The organism is Kitasatospora sp. NBC_01266 (assembly GCF_036242395.1).
Classification (GTDB): Bacteria; Actinomycetota; Actinomycetes; order Streptomycetales; family Streptomycetaceae; genus Kitasatospora.
Window position 1 is genome coordinate 6,396,926 of record NZ_CP108458.1, and the last position, 16,722, is coordinate 6,413,647.

The window sequence follows — 16,722 nt, forward strand, 5'->3', positions numbered from 1 at the left end:
TGTCAGGCCGTCACGGCCGCTTCGGGTTCCCGCTCGCGCTTCCCCTGTGCCCAGGACACGACGGGGGGGATGACGGAGCCGCAGCAGGCGAAGACCACCGCGAGGAGTAGCCAACCGGGGCGACCCCACCCGATGACCAGCAGGCTGAGCACAGTGGGCGCCAAGGTCCGGGCGAGCCCGTTGCCCATGGAGTACGTGGCCTGGTACTGACCCTGGGCATCCTTCGGTGCCAGGCCGAAGGAGATTCCCCAGCCGCCGACCGCCTGCCACAGTTCGCCGGCGACATGAACGAGCGTCCCGAGGACCAGCAGCACCACGGCGAGCCAGGTCGGGCGGCCGGCCGCGGCTGCGTAGAGGACGCAGGCGCCGGCGACGGCAAATCCCGCCCAGCGCGAGCGGCGAGCGGCCGCTGCGATCTGGTCGGCCCCCTTCGCCGCCCGCGTCTGGAACAGGAAGCACATCACTGTGTTGATGATGCCGAGAACCGAAACCGTCCACCGGGGTACGCCGGTGGCCGACACGACCCACAGCGGCACCGCGAATTCCACGACGACGTAGTGCATGGACAGCAAGCCGTCGACCACGGTGAAGGTGAGGAACGGACGGTCTCGCAGGGAGCCCAGCCGTGGCCCGTTGGCCGGCTTGGGAACCGGTGGGATCGTCGGCACGCGCAGCAGGATCAGCGCGGCGAGCATCGTGGTCACCGCGTTGGCGAGGAACATCCCGACATACCAGGAGCGTGTGTCGGCAGTCAGAGCGACACCCGCGACCAGCACACCCACCGTGATGCTGAGGTTGGTCGCCGAGCGCAGGTAGGCACGGGTCCGTAGGCGCTGATCCTCCGGGACGGCGTTGGCCATCACTGCACCCCAGGCCCCGCGCGCCCCGGCGTCGATCAGCCTGTCCAGCACGATGACGACCAGGAACCAGAGGTAGGAGTGCGCGAAGACCATCGCGACCTGGGCCACGGATTGGGCCGCGAACCACCCCACGGCAAGGTTGCGTGGCCCGAATCGGTCGGCCAGGTAGCCCATCGGAGTGCTGGCCGCGAGTCCGACCAGCGCGGCCCCGGAGAGTCCGAGGCCGACGTTCGCCGCCGACAGTCCGACGATGCGGGTGAAGAACAAGGCACTGAGCACGAGATACAGCCCGTTGCCAAAGGTGTTAACAACCGCTGCGAAGGCCAGGGAACGGGTCACGCCCCCAGGAGGGATCAGTTGCATGCCGATATGACTACCTCATGCCTGTGTCACCAGCCAAGGAAGATAATTCCCGTCACTTCCATCATAGTAGACAAACTGGACATCTGGTGTCTCTCGGTCCAACCAGGATCAGCCCGGAAGAACCTGGCGGTGACACCTATGGCAAAGCGGTCAAAGTGGACATCATTGCCTAGAGTTGCGTACAAATATTTTTCTGCGATTCGCATTCAGAAAGTTTGGCCCGGATTCATCCGGCGGGAGTGGCTGCGGCTGGCCGCTCAATCGCTGACCGTGGGTATGCAAATGTGATTCTCGCCACAGGGGGGGCTCGGGTCGGAGTCTATGGCGGCCTCCTTCTCGGGCCGTCGCCGGCTGGGCCCCGACGACCCTTGATCACTCCGTGACTTGTGTGCCAGGCTGATGGTCGGCACGTGAGAGGCGTCGAGCGATCCTCCGAGACCCGCCGTCCAGTTGGGCTATCCGCGACATCGATGCGCGGTTCCTTCGACCCTTCCGTTCTGGAGGCCTGAGATGTCCACCGATCCCTTCGAGGACGCATCCGCCGGCTACCTGGTGCTGGTGAACGACGAGGAGCAGCACTCGCTCTGGCCGGACGGGCTGGAGGTGCCGACCGGCTGGCGGGCGGTGTTTGGAGTGGGCGGCCGCGCCGAATGCCTGGCGTACGTCGGGGCCAACTGGATGGACATTCGCCCGGCGGGCCTTCGCGCGGCGCTGTAGGACCCTGTCGCCCGATTCGTAGCGTTTGGCTGACGTGCGGCGTTCTGGGGTGGGATGGTGGTTGGGTCCGGTTGCTTCGCGGGGAAGTGAGGAGGATCGGCGCGATGTCGTTGCATCCTGCTGTTGCCCCTGCGATCCCTGAGGTTACGGCGTGGGTGGCGCGGGCCGCCTTTACCAGGCCGAACTCATCGCCCAGATAAGGCGGTTGGCGCAACGCAGTCGCCGGGTGGCCTCGGTGTGCACGGGTTCCGCCCTGCTCGCCGCGGCGGGCCTGCTGGACGGGCGCCGGGTGGCCACCCACTGGGCCTACGCCCACGAGCTGGCCCGCCGGCACCCGGCGGTCACCGTGGACCCCCGTCCGCTCTACGTCATCGACGGGGACGTCTGCACCTCCGCCGGCGTGACCAGCGCCGTCGATCTCACCCTCGCCCTGGTGGAGGCCGACCACGGTCCCGACCTGGCTCGAACGGTGGCCCGCTGACTGGTCACCTACATGCAACGCCCGGGAAACCAGGCGCAGTTGTCCCTCTACGTCAAGGACTTGCCGCCCGAGCGCCGGACCCTGAGGCAGATCGTCCTGCACATCACCGGCAACCTCGACGCCGACCTCGGCAAAGCCGCCCTCGCTGCCCGGGCCGGCGTCAGCGAACGCCACCTCTCCCGGCTCTTCCTCACCCAACTCGGCGAGCCTCCGGCCCGTTTCGTCCGCGCCGCCCGCAGTGAGGCCGCCGCCCGCCTGCTGGAGTCCACCGCCCTCCCGCTGACCGCCGTGGCCCGCCGCTGCGGCTTCGGCTCCACCGAGACCATGCGCCAAGCCTTCCAGGCCCGCTACGGCACCACCCCCTCCGCCCACCGCGCGGCCCTGTGCCGGGCCCAGCAAGGTCGTTGAGTGCGATGAACCGGGACAGCTGTGGTGCCGACCGGCACCGATGGCCGCTGATGGTCCGTTCGCCGATCGTTCAGGGTGAACGGACTTCCCCGTACGAGAGGCGACTTGTCATCGTCTCGGCACCAGGTGGCCACCGCACGCCGCAGGTCAGCCGGATGCGGGCCGCAGATTGTTCATGAGCTGGCCGAGGGCGAACTCGAAGCGGTCGGGTCCGGTGCCGGAGATCAGCTCGGCGGCGTGGCGTCGGGTCTGCGGGAATCTCTCGGCGGGCAGTGCGGTGAAGCGGTCCAGCAACTCCTGGTGGCTGAGCACCCATTCCTGATCCTGGCGCCGGCGCCGTTGCCGGACCAGCGACTGCTCCAGTGCGTAGGCGCTGACGTAGAGGGAGAGCGCGTCGCGGGCCCAGCCGGCCGTTCGCGGTTCGATGCCGCCCGCGAGCAGGATCGCCAGGATCCCTTCGCCGACCCGCAGCGTTTCCAGGTTGGTCGGCACCATGGCCAGTGCGGCGCGCGAGACGCCAGGGTATTTCAGGTACAGGTCGCGGATCTGCGTGTACACCCCGAGCAGTTGCTCGCGCCAGGCGGCCGGGTCCGGTTCGGGGAGCACGACCTCGGCGTAGAGCCTGCCGATCAGCAGATCGTCGATGTCGTCCTTGTTGACGATGTGCGCGTACAGCGAGGACGGACCGGTGCCGAGCACGGCGGCGACCCGGCGGATGGTCAGTGCGTCGTACCCCTCGGTGGCGACGACTTCCAGGGCGGCGTCGGTGATCCGTTCGACGGTGATCGGCTTCTTGCGTGGCGCCGACGCGGCGACCTCCGCTGCGGGTTGGGCGTGGCGAGCTGCGCGGCGTTGGCGGGGATCGGCGGACATGCCGACCACCATACCTTGACACGATCTAAGTTCGTTGATACGAACTTAGATCGTCAGAACGAACTAAGTTCGTATCGATGTTCCGGAGGTGTGTGATGCGGGTTTCCGTTGTCGGAGCCGGTCTGGGAGGTCTGGCCCTCGCGCAGGGTCTGCGTGGTGCCGGGATCGAGGCCGACGTGTTCGAGCGCGACCCGGGGATCGCCGCACGGTTCCAGGGCTACCGGCTCGTGCTGGACCCGATCGGTTTCCAGGCGGTGCGCGACTGCCTGCCGACGCGCTGGCACCCGCTGCTGGACGAGATCGTCATGGAGGCCTCCGCCGAGCAGCTGATCCTGGACCGGCAGCTGAACGAGATCGGCAGGCTCGGCGCGGGCCGGACCGGCATCGTGGTCGACCGGCAGGTGCTGCGACACCTGTTGCTGACCGGCCTCACCGTGCACACCGACGCCGCGCTGACCGGCTACGACGTGCTGGCCGACGGCAAGGTCCAGGCCCGGTTCGTCCGCCGCGACCCGGCCACCGCCGACCTGCTCGTCGGCGCGGACGGCGTCACCTCCGCGGTCCGCCGGGTGCTGTCGCCGCAGACCACCCCGACCGACACCGGCGTCCGGTTCGTCATCGGCCGCACCCCGCTGACCGACGAGTTCGCCGGCCTGTCCAAGGCATACGGCTCGAAGATCGCGGGCGACGGCGTCAGCCTGCTGCTCGGCGCGATGCGCTTCCGTACCCCGCCGAAGCAGGCCGCCGAGCAACTGGCCCCCGAAGTCACACTGCCCGACATCGGCGACTACGTGCGCTGGGCCATGATCCTGCCGCCGAACGGCTCGCTGGAGAACCTGACCGCGCAGGACGCCGTGCTGTCCAGGATGGAAGGCTGGCACCCGGAGCTGCGCGCGCTGATCGAGCAGGCCGACCCGGACAACAGCACCCTGCTGTCCATCCGGGTGGTCAAGCCCGGCGAACGCTGGGCGCCCGGCCCGGTCACGCTGCTCGGCGACGCGATCCACGCCACCTCCCCGACCGGCGGCAACGGCGCGAACACCGCACTGCGCGACGCCGACCTGCTGCGCCGCCGCCTGATCGAGGCAGCCGAAGGCCGCCAGGATCTGCTCGGCGCGGTCGACGACTACGAGCGGCAGATGTTCGAGTACGGCGCGGCGGCCGTGCGCAGCAGTCTCGAGAAGCTGCCCGCCTTCGCCCCCGAAGCGAAACTCTCCTGAGGTCGAAGCGCACCTGGTGCGACCGACCGGACCCGCAACCGCGTCCTCGGGATCACGGTCGCAACCGCGACGGGACGAGCCCCGCGGCGCGCAGCAGGTGCGGGACCTCCTCGACACCGCGCTGCGCTTCAAGATCGAGAACCGTCGTCTGATGTCGGCCGCGGAGGACGCCGGGCTCAGCAGCCCGTACCAGGCCGATCACTACGGCTGGTTGCACCACAACCTCTGCCTGGCGCTGGACCGGGTGCCCGGCGTCCACGGCGCGGACTTCACCGCCCACGCACTGCTGGCCGCCATCCGCGCCGACCTCGTGGCACACCTGATCGACGATCGGAAGACGGGAACCCGAAGCCCTGCGCGCCTCGCTGGCGGCCTACCTCGACAACGTCCTCGGCGACGGTCCGACCGGTGGCTGACTCGCCCGGACCCCCGCACCGCGACCCCGAGTGCGGCGTGCGCGCGTGGGTCAGGTGGCCATGAGCGGCGCGAGGTGCCGGCTGAGGCGGTGGACGGCTTCGGCGAGGCGGGGATCGGCTGCGGCGCGGAAGGGTGCGACCGGCTGGGCCAGGGGTCCGATGACGACGCCGGTCCGGCCCGTCAGCGAGGCGTCGGTCGCGGCGAAGATCGACGGCTTGGCCGCCACGGAGGCCGGGCCCGAGGTCGAGCGTTCGAACTTCCGTCGGACGAGCGGCCAGAGCAGACGCAGCCCGGGGGACACGATCCTCGGGTCGCGCAGGGTGCCGTTGGTCATGTCGGTCGCGGCGCCGCCGGGGTCCGCGGCGAAGACCGAGACGCCCGTGCCGTCGAGTCGGCCGGCCAGGTCCAGGGTGTAGGCGAGGTTGGCGAGCTTGGCACGGCCGTACCAGTGGAAGCCGTAGTAGCCGCCGGGCGGCTCGACGGCGTCGAAGCTCCGCTTGGCGAGCCCCACCGCGCCGGAGGTCACGTTCACGATCCGGCTCGGTGCTGCTGCCCGCAGCGAGGGCAGCAGCAGTTCGGTCAGCAGGTACGGCGAGAGGTGGTTGACCGCGAAGCTCGCCTCGATCCCGTCGGCCGAGTCCTGCCGGTCCGCGAACATCGCCCCGACGTTGTTGACCAGGACGGTCAGTGGGCCTTCGGCGAGGATCCGGTCGGCGAGCGTGCGGACCGCGTCGAGCGAGGCGAGGTCGGCGGCCATGAACCGGGCGGGATGCGCCGGTGCCGTGGCATTGATCCGTTCGACCGCACGGGCGCCGCGTTCGGCGTTGCGGCCGACCACGGTGACCGCGAGTCCGGCTGCGGCCAGTCCCAGGGCCGTCTCCCAGCCGATTCCGGCCGTCCCCGCTGTGACCAGTGCTGTCTGCTTCATCGCACATCCCCTCCCGGCAAATACGGATGGACTATCCGCTTCCCGGGACCATAGCAGATTCGGATGGGCTATCCAGTTAGACTGCTCCGATGACGACCCCACCGCTGCGCAAGGACGCCGCCCGCAACCGGGAGCAGATCGTCGCCGTGGCCCGGGATCTCGTGGACGAAGGCGTACCGCTGCAGCTCAACGACGTCGCCCGCCGTGTCGGCCTGGGCGTCGGCACCGTCTACCGGCACTTCCCGACCGCCGAGGCGCTCCTGGAGACCGTCGCCACCCGTAGCCTGGAGATGCTCGTCGCCCACGGTGAGCAGGCGCTGGACGACGACGATCCCTGGCGCGCGCTCGCCGGCTTCCTGATCCGCACCGTCGAGGTGCAGGTCACCGACGCCTCGCTGTCCACCGTCACCGCGGCGCCCACGGATGCCCTTGCGCACACCACCGAACTGAAACGGGCACTGTGGTCGCTCGGTGGACGGCTGTTCGACCGGGCCCGTGACGCCGGGGTCGTGCGCGCCGATCTGGCCTCCGCCGACCTGGTCCCGCTGATGTGCGGAATCGCCTACGCCGCAACCGTCCACGGCGGTGCCGGCGCTGCCCGCGCCGACACCGCCCGGCGCTATCTGACGGCGCTCCTGGAGGGTCTGCGCACCGGCTGATCCGGGGTGACCCGCGGTGCCGGGCCGGAGACGGCGCTGGTGATCTCGTACCGGCCGTTGCTCTGTGAGGTGAGCAGCCAGCCGGAGTTCTTGCTGGTGCTGTCGCCGGCGACGACCGAGGCACCCAGGGCGGAGCCGGTGACGAGCGGGCTCCTGCCGTTCTTCACCTGCGGGTGGACAACGCCGGCGGTGCCAACGCCACCGCCACCGTGTACCGGGGTGCCCGGGGTGCCGGAGATGCCGCCGATGGGGGTGCCCGGGGTACCGGGGTTGGCAGGGGTGCCCGGGGTGACGGTGACGCCGGGGACGGTGACGCCGCTGATGGGGGTGCCGGGGGCGCCGGGGGACGGACATTCCGGCACCGCCGTGGCCGTGGCGGGTCAGCGAGGTGAACTGGCCGCGGGGTAGGCGGTCTTGGGTAGGTGGATGCCGAATTCGCGGCGTAGCGCGGACCGGGCGGCCAGGTAGCCGGGCATGCCGTGGACGGCGGGGCCGGGGGGTGTGGAGGCGGAGCAGAGGTAGAGGCCCGGCAGTGGGGTGCGGTAGGGGTTCCAGCGGATGGTGGGGCGGAAGAAGGTCTGGCGCAGGGTGATCGCGCCCGCGCCGATGTCGCCTCCGACGTAGTTCGGGTTGTAGGCCTCCCACTGGGCGGCGCTGACGACGCGCTCCGCGAGGATGGTGTCCTGGAATCCGGGGGCGTAGCGCTCGATGGTCTCCCTGACCAGGGTGGCGCGGTTCGCCGGGTCGCCGTGCGGGACGTGGGCGTAGGCCCAGACCGGGCGTCTGCCGGCGCGGGCGCGGTCCGGATCGGTGACCGCGGGGTCGACGATCAGCATGAACGGGTGGCGGGGCAGTCGGCCTCGGGCGGTGGATGACTCGGCGGCATACAACTCGCGCTGTGTTCCGCCGAGATGGATGGTCCCGGCGGTGCGCAGCTGGGGGTTGGCCCAGGGAATGGGGTCGCTGACGAGGAAGTCCACCTTGGCGGCGGCCGGGCCGTAGCGGAAGGACTCCAGCGCTCGGGCGTAGCGGTGCGGAAGGTTCGCGCCGGCGATCTCCAGGAGTCCTTTGGGGCTGACGTCGGCCAGCACGACACGGCTCGGGGGCAGGGCGCCGAGGTCGGTGATCCGGGTCCCGGTGTGGATCACGCCGCCGTGCGCGGTGATGTCCGCGGCCATGGCCTTGGCGATCTGGGCGGAGCCACCCCGGGGCAGCGGCCATCCGGTGGTGTGGGCGAGGTGGCCCAGGAGCAGGGCGATGGCTCCGCCGGCCAGCGAGGGCAGTCTGCCGATGGCGTGCGCGGCGGTGCCGGCCAGCAGTGCGGCGGCCTCCTCGGTGCGGAACTGACGGTGTGCCAGGGCGGTGCCGTGGCGCAGGATCCGGTGGGCCAGCAGGAGCGGTGTGGTCGGGTCGGCCGGCAGGGTGCGCTGGTCGGAGAGGAAGAAGGCGACCACTTGGGCGCTGTGGGCGATCAGGGGTTCCATCAGGTCGCGCCAGGCCGGTCCGTCGACTCCCAGGGCGTCGGCGGTGGTCGCCAGGTCGCGCCAGGCCAGCGCAGCGCGTCCGTCGGCCAGGGGGTGTGCGTAGGAGAGGGTGGGGGTGATGAGGTCGACGCCGTGGGCGGCCAGGTCGAAGGCGCGGAAGAACGGTGAGGCGGGGGCCATCGGGTGGACGGCCGAGCAGATGTCGTGCAGTACCTCGGAATCGAACAGCGGCAGCGTGCGCAGGCCCCCGCCGATCGTGTCAGCGGCTTCGAAGAGCTCGACCTGCAGTCCGGCGCGGGCCAGCGTGACGCCTGCGGCCAGGCCGTTGGGGCCGGTACCGATGACGACGGCGTCCGGTCCGCGACCGCCCTCACGGTGGCGGACCGGATGGCGGTTCGGGCGGCGGTTCGGGCGGCCGGTCATGTGGCCGGGGACAGTTGGGTCTCCCGCGGCGTCACCTGGGCGGGAGTCTCCAGGGCGGGTTCGGCGGGGAGTTGGGCCGGGGCGGGGGGAGCGTCGGGAAGGGCGGCGATGGCCGCGGAGCCGATCATGATGAGGCTGAAGCTCCACAGGCCCATCGTGGCGATGATGCCCGCGTGCAGGGCGATGTCGAGGAGGAACGCGATCCGTCGCCAGCGGGCGGAGCTGAGCAGGAAGACCGCGATGACGACCTCGATGACGATGGCGCCCCAGGTCATCCCGGCGACGATGACGGGACTGTTGGACATCCACAGCAGCAGCGGCTTCAGCGGTCCCGCTACGCCGAAGAGCGGGTTGCGCAGGATGTAGTACTCGGCGGAGCCGTTGAGCCAGTCGGGGACGCCGAACTTGCTGATGCCGCTCTGCAGGTAGAGGGCGGCCAGCTGGATCCGCACCCCGAGGAAGGCGGCGAAGGCGATGCCCTGGGGGACGGGCCGCAGGCGGGTGGTGGCTGCCTGCCAGTGCCAGCGGCGGTCGTCGATGAGGCCCAGCGGGATGATGAGCAGGCAGATGATGCGGGCGATGGCCTCCCCGCCGTCCGGGAGGGAGATGCTCACGCCGATCGAGAAGGCGATCCAGGCGTGCGGGAGGACGGTCCACCGCGGCCGGTAGCCGGAGGCCACCACGAGGAGCAGGGCCACCATGAACCAGCGCCGCCACTCCTGGCCGATCTCCGCTCCGCCGAGGCAGTAGGCGGAGACGGCGCGGATGCCCCCGCACTGCGGCACCCGGCCCTCGCCGATGACCGGGGGCATCAGGTACGCCGGGCCGGTGAGGGCCAGGGTCAGCACGTGGGCCAGAGCGAGCAGGGTGCGACCCCAGCCGAACCAGGTGGTGCGTGGATCGAAGCTCGTGGCCATCCGGTCCAAGGTTTTCATCGGTTAACTTCCCCCTACCGTCGTTGGCGTGTTCGTCGGCCCGGAACGTGCCGTGGTACTCGCTGCTGGGACTCACTGGACTCGCTGGTGGGACTCACGGACAGGTGACGTGGATATGGGCCGAGTCCTGCACCTGGCTGATGTCAGAGGTGAAGTGGCGGTACGCCCACGGGGTCGGCTTCTCCTCGACCAGCGCGATGTCGCCGCACACGGTGGGTGTCGCCGACTGGTTGGCCACTTCCTGGGCGGGCTGGGCGAACGCCTTCCGCATGCACTGGGAGAAGTCGTTGTCGGTGCACGGCTGCCACGTGGTCGCGCTGCGGGCCAGCGCGGCCATCTCGGGTCCCTGGGCCCGCTGTTCACGAGAGAGCCCGAACAGGTTGGCGGGCTCGACCTGCGGGGTGCGCATCCGGCTCTGGTAGCCCTGGGGCGTCGAGCGGTAGGCGTACAGCTCCACGCTCTCGGGGTCCTTGGTGAAGAAGGCCCAGCCCTGCGGGGCGGTGATCGTGAAGGCGCTCTTCAGCCCGCCCATCCACGAACTGGTCAGGACGTTGCCGGGCATCGAGAAGAAGACGGTCAGCAGAAGGAACGTCAGTACGACGGCGATGGCGGCGCGGAAGGCGCGCAGGCACAGGACCGCTTCGCGATCGGGGACGGGTTCTGGGGTGGTCATCGGGAGGTCTCCGCGGTGTTGAGCACGGGTGGTCGCCGGCAAGAACGCTGGGGTCGGAGCCCGGCGGGCTCCGACCCCAGCGGATGGTGAGGGATTACAGCGAGCCGGCGAGACCGGCGGCGATCGACTCCTGGGTGAACGCGGACTCGTCGCCGCCGTGTGCGTAGGCGACGACCGCGACCACGCCGACCTCTGCGGCGGCCGCCACGGTGGTGGCGACGGTCCCGGTCTGGACGATGGCCTCCGAGGTCCAGACGAACCAGGAGCCGTCCGGGTTGACCGCGGATCCCTTGGAGGTGTTCGCCAGGGTGTTCACATCCGCCGTGTACTGGGTGAGCGCCGCCCGCACCTTGTACGGGTTGTGGCTCTGCAGACCCTGCGCGACGACCGCGTGGTAGTTCGGGTCCACCTTGTTCAGCGCGCCGGTCAGATCGGTCACGGTCTTCGCGTCGACTGACCGGGGGGTCTCACCCAGCTGCTTGAGGGTGGTGGGGTGCTGCTGGGCGATCGGGCCGGTGCCGAACGCCAGCAGCGAGGTGACATCGGCGTCGCTGTAGGCGGCGGCGGTGGCGTGCTGCGGGGTGGCGGCCAGCGCCGGAGCGGCCGCGGCACCGGCGGCGAGGAGGATCAGGACACCGGCGGCGCCGGCGCGGATGGCAGTGATGCGCATCATAATTCCCTTCGTTACTCACGGTGATCGGACTGGGTCCGGAGCGCATGCTTCTCCGGTCGGTCGCCGAGCGGGGCCGGGCTCTCCTGGGAGGAGAGCGCCTGCGATTGCCCGGTGAACCGATGGAACAACCAGGGACAAATGCGCGCCATGAGCCCCCGTTGCCTTGCGGCCCGGGGCAAAAGGCCCACCGGACTGCGTGACGTGATGGACACTATGCAGACGAACCCGTTCGGGCAAGCGTCCGAACCTGTTTCAGGTGGCTAGCACCCAACGTGACATCGGAGGTTGATCAGGAAATGACATCGCGTTATTCGTGGCTTGCACCCGCCCAGTTGTGGCAGCTCGCCGCACCCCTTGTGCCGACCGCCGCAGCGCGGCCGCAAGGCGGTGGGACCCGCCGGATCGACGACGAGTCGGTCTTCGCCGCCATCGTGTTCATCGTGGTGACCGGATCCTCCTGGAGAGAGTTGCCGGGGACTTTCGAGGTTTCCTGGCAGACCGCGTACCGGAGATTTCGGCAATGGGCCGATGCCGGATTGTGGGAGCGCCTGCACCGGGTGGTTCAGGACATGGGGGTCGGTGATCTCTATGCGGTCTGGACGGAAAAGCTGCGGGCCGCTTCCGCGGAGCTCGTGGGCAAGCGTTTGGTGCTGGCGGGGCAAGCGGCGTCCGGTGCCGGCAAGGCAAGCGGCCAGTGCCTGGCGACGTGCCGGTGAGACAGGTCACCACCAGCGGTTTTCCCGCGCCAAGGGTGCTCGTCGGGGACTCCCCGGCGCTCGTGGCGGCGGTCGGCCGAGGTGGTGGCAGCGGTCCGGATCCGGCTGCCCGGCACTGACGGGAGAAGTTCCGGAGGACGATCCGTACCACTGTTTCCAGAGCGCTTTTCAAGGCGGCTCGATCATTTTCTGAGAGCCGCCGAAAATGCGATTGGAGGGTTACTGCCGCAGGCCTCCGGGCGGACCTGCCCGGAGGCCACCTGAGACAGCCTCGGCGCGTGAAGAAAATGAAAAGTACGGCGGCGACCGACCCGACCGGCGGACTTGGCTCGTAAGTCCCGACATCCGCCGATTTTCCCTGCCTGTCCGATATCGGCGGCTCATTTCCGCTGGGCTGGCCGGAAAAAATGAGTTGCGCCGCCGCCGGCAGCCCTTCGCGGAATGTACTGCCGGGTCGACGGACTCCTCGGCCCCGGCGGTCGGGAATAATTCGGAGTCCGGACACGAAGAAGCGGCAGTCGGCTGGGCCGACTGCCGCTTCGTTGTTTTCCGTACCTGGGCCGGCGATATCGCCGAGGTGGTTATGGCGGGTTAGTTGGGCTGCAGTTGGGTGCGCTGCTGCGCGGTGAGATCGCGCTCGTCGACCCGGCGGAGCAGGGAGACGTGGCGGCCGGCCGGACACCAGCCGAGTCGGCGGGGGCCGAGCCTGACGGTGGTGATCGAGGCGCCGGCGGTCCAGCTGGTCCAGAAGACGTGCTGTTTGCCGCACATGGCGATGGTGTCGGACATGGTGGGTTTCCTCATCTCTGGTGAGCGTCCCAGGGGCAGATCAGCGGGGGCTGGGTCAGCGGGGTGGTCAGTGGGGGTGGTCAGCGGGGACGGGTCAGCCGTCCAGGAGCCGCTGTTCGTCGAAGATCATGGACAGCGTGATCAGGAGCAGTGCCGCCGCTGCGGCACAGCCCGCGATGTAGGACCAGGACAGGACGCCGTAGGCGTCGGGGTCCGCCGTGATCACGACGACGGAGACCAGTCCGGGCAGGATGGCGCCCAGCCGCAGCGGGCCGCCGTTCAGTCCCGCGGCGACCTTCAGCCAGGCCGGCCGGACGAAGGCGATGAACGAGATCAGCGACGCCGTCCACAGCAGGGAGACCAGCGGGAACAGCAGCGTGGTGACGTAGTAGGACCCGGTGACGCGCACGCTGTCGCCGGTCAGGCCGATCACCAGCAGGGCCAGGCCCAGAAAACCGCCGGCCAGGATGCCCCAGGCGAGCAGCGACAGCGAGAAGGCCGCGGCGACGTAGCCGAGGAAGAGCGCTCGCGGCGGCAGGGAGGTGGCCAGCAGGCTCTCCATGACGCCGCTGGAGACGTCCGGGGCCAGCACCGACCTGCTGACGGACAGGCTGATCAGCGAAGCCCCGATGCCCAGCAGCAGGGGGGCGGTGATCAGGGCGGTGGCCATCGCCGCCTGGGTGGCGGTGACGTGTGGGCTGAGGATCTGGACGGTGCCGGTCGCGGGCGGCGTCAGGGTGCCGTGCAGCGCACCCGGCATGACCTGGGGCAGGACGAGCAGCAGCACGACGATGCCGAACGCGGCCGCCAGCGGGATGCCGATCACCTGGCGCCCCTGCTGGGCCCAGGCCCGGACGACGACGGCTCGCCCCAGGCGGCGGACGTTCACTGATCCTCCAGGAGTGAGCGGATGGACGCGTCGGTGTCGGCGGTGGCATGCCGGATGTCGAGCACGGACACGCCCCGTTCGACCAGGGCCGCGACGAGCGCACCGATCGTGCTGCCGGTCTGCACCGTGACCCGGACCAGCTGGTCGCCCAGCGCTTCACCGGCCACCAACTCCGTGGGCCAGCGGCCGCGGTAGCGGATCTCGTAGCCCGCGTCCGACTCCTGGATGAGGTCGTTGTGGGTCCGCAGCGTGCCGTCCTTGAGGACGAGGATCTGCGAGGCCACCGTCAGGGCCTCGGGCAGGTTGTGGGTGGAGTACAGCACCGTCCTGGTCAGTGCCAGGTCGCGGACCAGGGTGCGGACCAGGGCGGAGGTCACCGGATCCAGTCCGGTGAGGGGTTCGTCGAGCAGCAGCACGGCCGGGTCGGGCAGCAGGGTGCGCGCCAGATCGACCCGCTGCAGCTGCCCGCGGCTCAATCGGCCCGCGCGCCGTTCCCACAGGTCGGACAGGTCGAAGGTGTCGCGCAGTTCCGCGAGCCGCTGCTCGCGAACCGCCGGCTGCGGGCAGTAGAGGCCGGCCCAGAACTCCAGGTTGTGGCGGACCGTCAGCTCGGCGGAGACCGCCGCCCGGTGGCCGAGATAGGCGACCCTGTCCTTGGCCCGAGGATCGTGGGAGATGTCCGTGCCGCACACCCGCACTGTCCCCGAGAGCGGCCGGAGGATGCCTGCCATGACCCGCATCAGGGTGGTCTTGCCGGCCCCGTTGCGTCCCAGCAGCGCGTGCACTCCGGTGGACAGGGTCGCCTGGATCGGCCCGATCGTCGTGACGCCGCGATATCCGGCGTGCACCGACTCGAGCTCCAGGCCGGGCACTTGGGCGTCCAGCGGACCGGTTGCCGGATCGGCTGTCGGACCGGTCGTCGGGCCGGTTGTCGGATCAGGGGACGGCGTGTTGGAGGCCGGTCCGCCGGTGTGTCGTAAGTCCATCGCTCCCACCCATGGCGCCTTGATGTAGTGAACATAGAACAGATGGTCCTGACTGTCCATCAAACCGAGTCGGGATGACGATCCGACGGGGTGTGGCTGCCGGGCCGCCGACAGGTGGACCCTCAACGATCCGTTGTTCTACAGTCAGTAGAACAGCGACTCTTGGAGGCGGGATGCTCATCCCACTCGTGCTCACCAGTGAAGTGCCGATCTACCAGCAGATCCGTGATCGGACCGTCGAGGGGATCGCCAACGGGGCGCTTCCCACGGGGACCGTGCTTCCCTCCACCCGGGCCCTGGCCGCTCGCTTCGGCATCAACTTCCACACCGTCAACAAGGCTTACGACCTGCTGCGCCAGGAAGGCCTGCTGCACCTGACCCGCAAGCACGGTGCGGTGGTCGCCCGCGACCACAACAGCGGTCCGCCCGCACCCGGCTTCCTGGCCGACTGGGAGGACCGCGCCCGCACCCTGCTGGCCGAGGCGCACGCCCACGGAATGCCGAGCACCGAATCCCTGGCGCGTTGCCGGGCCCTGCTCGACGGGTTCGAGGCCGCGGCCCAGCCGGCGCACATCGAGACCGCCAGTGGTGGCCAGTGACCGACGCCTTCATCGCTGTTCAGGTGCTGTTCCTGCTCGCGCTCAGCGGGCTGCTCCGGGCCATGCCCGTGCTGGTCCCGCCGACTGTGCCCTTCGGTGTGCGGGTGCCCAGTGCGCGCGCCGACGAACCCGTCATCACCGCCGCCACCCGGACCTACCGCCGCGGCACGCTCGCCTGCGGCCTGGTGGTCGCCTTCGCCTCGGCGGCGACGAACGCCTTCGCCGCCGGCTCCGCCGACACCCTCGCCGCCACCGCCGCCACCTCGCTGGCCGCCCTGTTCGCGCTCTCCTGGGCGCTCTACTACCGCGCGCACCGCAGCATTGCCGCCGCCAAGGCCGAACACGCCTGGTACCAGGACGTTCCCCAGGGCGTCGCCGCCGACCTCCTGTCGCAGGCCCAGCACGAACGGTTCCCCTGGCTCTGGGCCCTGCCGGCCGTGCTGGTCACGGCGGCCACCGCGATCACCGGGGCGTTCCGCTACCACCAGCTGCCGGCCTCCCTCACCACCCACTGGAACAGCCACGGGCGGCCGGCCGGCCACGCGGCCACCTCGCTGGGCAGCGCCTTCGGCCCGGTCCTCCTGCAGGCCGCGGTCACCGCGGTGCTGCTGGCCGCGACCGTCCTGGTGCTGCGCAGCACACCGAAGCTGGACGCCGAGCATCCGATGGCCTCGGCCGCCCAACACCGCATCCTGGTGCGGTGGATCGCTCGCGGAATGGTCCTGCTCGCGCTCGGCGTCGACCTGTCGCTGCTGGGGACCAGCTTCATGATCTGGACCGTCCTGCGGCCCTCCGGTGCCGCCATGCTCACCGTCACCGCCCTGCCGGTGCTCGCGACCGCCGCGGTGCTCGCGATCGCGGTGCTGCCCGTGCGCGCGCTGCGCGCCGCCCGTGCCGCGCAGGCCGACGACCGGCGAACCGGGCACGGCACCGGCCTCGCCAACCGCGACGACGACCGCTTCTGGCGGGGCGGGGTGTTCTATCTCAACTCCGAGGACAGCGCGGTCTTCGTGCCCAAGCGGTTCGGGATCGGCTGGACCGTCAATCTGGGTCGGCCGGCGGGCTGGGCGGTGCTCACCGCGCTGCTGGTCCTGCCGCTGATCGCCGCGTTCATCAGCACCCGCCTGGGCAGCTGAGCCCGGCGCCCGAGCAACCTCGAACACTCCCTAACCGGGGAGCCGCCGAGGCGACGGACGTACCTTGACTCCCGCAGCGCCCGCCCGGTCGGTCCAGGCCTCGGGCGGGTCGCCGACCACGGTGACCTGCACACCTTGCTGCACGAACTCCAGGATCAGCGGCCATGCGAGGTCTGCCAGGATCCGCGCATCACCCTCGAGTGCGCCGGCCCACGCGTCGAGATCGATCGTGACCCCGCCCTGCACCTGGTCGTCGGCCGGGTACGGATCGGCCCCGCCGCCGCTCTCCAGCGGAAGGCGCCGGTTGGCCTCAAGGAAGTCGACGGGATGCCGCAGGCTTCTGGGGACGGGAAGGGCAGGCTCGTCGGGCGTGGCGGGCGACTTCGGCTGGAGGCGTTCGGACACGCTCGCGTGATTTGGGTGTTCGTCAGAAGCCATGGAACACGGGACGCGTAGTGCGAACACGTCGGTTCCTGACGGGTGGTCCAGTCAT

General features: G+C 70.2%; 19 protein-coding genes and 1 pseudogene. 7 read left to right on the forward strand and 13 right to left on the reverse strand.

The genetic code is table 11. From position 1 onward, the window contains the following. Nucleotides 1-2: 2 nt before the first annotated feature. Nucleotides 3-1,199, reverse strand: coding sequence for an MFS transporter (locus OG403_RS27685; RefSeq protein ID WP_329568947.1), 1,197 nt, complete (start codon nucleotides 1,197-1,199; stop codon nucleotides 3-5). A 534-nt stretch (nucleotides 1,200-1,733) separates the two neighbouring features. Between OG403_RS27685 and OG403_RS27690 the strand changes: the two genes are divergently transcribed. Next, a complete protein-coding gene (locus OG403_RS27690) occupies nucleotides 1,734-1,940 on the forward strand; it encodes an MbtH family protein (RefSeq protein ID WP_329568950.1) in 207 nt (68 codons plus the stop codon). Nucleotides 1,941-2,091: 151 nt separating this feature from the next. Beyond that, nucleotides 2,092-2,829, forward strand: a pseudogene (locus OG403_RS36780) (GlxA family transcriptional regulator); the annotation flags it as partial. 147 nt (nucleotides 2,830-2,976) lie between these two features. Here OG403_RS36780 and OG403_RS27705 read toward each other — a convergent pair. Next, nucleotides 2,977-3,702: a TetR/AcrR family transcriptional regulator gene (locus OG403_RS27705; protein ID WP_329568957.1), complete on the reverse strand. Its 726-nt coding sequence runs from the start codon at nucleotides 3,700-3,702 to the stop codon at nucleotides 2,977-2,979. 95 nt (nucleotides 3,703-3,797) lie between these two features. Here OG403_RS27705 and OG403_RS27710 point away from each other — a divergent pair, with 95 nt between their 5' ends. Next, a complete protein-coding gene (locus OG403_RS27710; protein WP_329568959.1) occupies nucleotides 3,798-4,922 on the forward strand; it encodes an FAD-dependent oxidoreductase in 1,125 nt (374 codons plus the stop codon). Nucleotides 4,923-4,974: 52 nt separating this feature from the next. Here the strand turns inward: OG403_RS27710 and OG403_RS27715 are convergent, their stop codons facing one another. Next, nucleotides 4,975-5,241: a hypothetical protein gene (locus OG403_RS27715; protein ID WP_329568961.1), complete on the reverse strand. Its 267-nt coding sequence runs from the start codon at nucleotides 5,239-5,241 to the stop codon at nucleotides 4,975-4,977. A 147-nt stretch (nucleotides 5,242-5,388) separates the two neighbouring features. Beyond that, nucleotides 5,389-6,267, reverse strand: a complete 879-nt coding sequence (locus tag OG403_RS27720; RefSeq protein ID WP_329568963.1) for an SDR family NAD(P)-dependent oxidoreductase — start codon at nucleotides 6,265-6,267, stop codon at nucleotides 5,389-5,391. Nucleotides 6,268-6,356: 89 nt separating this feature from the next. Here OG403_RS27720 and OG403_RS27725 point away from each other — a divergent pair, with 89 nt between their 5' ends. After that, the gene (locus OG403_RS27725) at nucleotides 6,357-6,926 is read left to right on the forward strand and encodes a TetR/AcrR family transcriptional regulator (protein WP_329568965.1); all 570 of its coding nucleotides are present in this window, start codon (nucleotides 6,357-6,359) and stop codon (nucleotides 6,924-6,926) included. Here OG403_RS27725 and OG403_RS27730 read toward each other — a convergent pair. The 5 genes from OG403_RS27730 to OG403_RS27750 form a co-directional block, all read right to left on the reverse strand. Further along, nucleotides 6,887-7,288 (reverse strand): hypothetical protein, encoded by a 402-nt coding sequence (locus OG403_RS27730; protein WP_329568967.1) that lies wholly within the window; start codon nucleotides 7,286-7,288, stop codon nucleotides 6,887-6,889. The genes OG403_RS27725 and OG403_RS27730 overlap by 40 nt on opposite strands. 18 nt (nucleotides 7,289-7,306) lie before the next feature. Next, nucleotides 7,307-8,833 carry a phytoene desaturase family protein gene (locus OG403_RS27735; RefSeq protein ID WP_329568968.1) on the reverse strand — a complete coding sequence of 509 codons (1,527 nt, stop codon included), beginning with the start codon at nucleotides 8,831-8,833 and terminating at the stop codon, nucleotides 7,307-7,309. Next, nucleotides 8,830-9,750 (reverse strand): sporulation-delaying protein SdpB family protein, encoded by a 921-nt coding sequence (locus OG403_RS27740; RefSeq protein WP_329568970.1) that lies wholly within the window; start codon nucleotides 9,748-9,750, stop codon nucleotides 8,830-8,832. The genes OG403_RS27735 and OG403_RS27740 overlap by 4 nt, the downstream gene beginning before the upstream one ends. A 112-nt stretch (nucleotides 9,751-9,862) precedes the next feature. Then, complete coding sequence (locus OG403_RS27745; RefSeq protein WP_329568972.1) at nucleotides 9,863-10,441, reverse strand: SdpA family antimicrobial peptide system protein; 579 nt, start codon at nucleotides 10,439-10,441, stop codon at nucleotides 9,863-9,865. A gap of 94 nt (nucleotides 10,442-10,535) precedes the next feature. Continuing rightward, nucleotides 10,536-11,111 (reverse strand): hypothetical protein, encoded by a 576-nt coding sequence (locus OG403_RS27750; protein ID WP_329568974.1) that lies wholly within the window; start codon nucleotides 11,109-11,111, stop codon nucleotides 10,536-10,538. 275 nt (nucleotides 11,112-11,386) lie between these two features. On the opposite strand from OG403_RS27750, the gene OG403_RS27755 reads away from it, so the two are divergent. After that, the gene (locus tag OG403_RS27755; protein WP_329568976.1) at nucleotides 11,387-11,830 is read left to right on the forward strand and encodes a transposase; all 444 of its coding nucleotides are present in this window, start codon (nucleotides 11,387-11,389) and stop codon (nucleotides 11,828-11,830) included. A gap of 591 nt (nucleotides 11,831-12,421) precedes the next feature. Here the strand turns inward: OG403_RS27755 and OG403_RS27760 are convergent. The 3 genes from OG403_RS27760 to OG403_RS27770 all read right to left on the reverse strand — a co-directional run bounded on the left by OG403_RS27760 (nucleotide 12,422) and on the right by OG403_RS27770 (nucleotide 14,554). Beyond that, nucleotides 12,422-12,619 carry a hypothetical protein gene (locus tag OG403_RS27760; protein ID WP_329568978.1) on the reverse strand — a complete coding sequence of 66 codons (198 nt, stop codon included), beginning with the start codon at nucleotides 12,617-12,619 and terminating at the stop codon, nucleotides 12,422-12,424. A 94-nt stretch (nucleotides 12,620-12,713) separates the two neighbouring features. Continuing rightward, nucleotides 12,714-13,508, reverse strand: coding sequence for a hypothetical protein (locus OG403_RS27765; protein WP_329568980.1), 795 nt, complete (start codon nucleotides 13,506-13,508; stop codon nucleotides 12,714-12,716). Beyond that, complete coding sequence (locus OG403_RS27770; RefSeq protein WP_329568982.1) at nucleotides 13,505-14,554, reverse strand: ABC transporter ATP-binding protein; 1,050 nt, start codon at nucleotides 14,552-14,554, stop codon at nucleotides 13,505-13,507. Before OG403_RS27770 ends, OG403_RS27765 begins: the two co-directional genes overlap by 4 nt. 113 nt (nucleotides 14,555-14,667) lie before the next feature. Here OG403_RS27770 and OG403_RS27775 point away from each other — a divergent pair, with 113 nt between their 5' ends. Beyond that, complete coding sequence (locus OG403_RS27775; protein WP_329568984.1) at nucleotides 14,668-15,093, forward strand: GntR family transcriptional regulator; 426 nt, start codon at nucleotides 14,668-14,670, stop codon at nucleotides 15,091-15,093. Beyond that, the gene (locus tag OG403_RS27780; protein ID WP_329568986.1) at nucleotides 15,090-16,229 is read left to right on the forward strand and encodes a DUF1648 domain-containing protein; all 1,140 of its coding nucleotides are present in this window, start codon (nucleotides 15,090-15,092) and stop codon (nucleotides 16,227-16,229) included. The genes OG403_RS27775 and OG403_RS27780 overlap by 4 nt, the downstream gene beginning before the upstream one ends. Nucleotides 16,230-16,259: 30 nt before the next feature. On the opposite strand, the gene OG403_RS27785 is transcribed toward OG403_RS27780, so the two are convergent. Further along, complete coding sequence (locus OG403_RS27785) at nucleotides 16,260-16,634, reverse strand: hypothetical protein (protein WP_329568988.1); 375 nt, start codon at nucleotides 16,632-16,634, stop codon at nucleotides 16,260-16,262. Nucleotides 16,635-16,722: the final 88 nt, after the last annotated feature.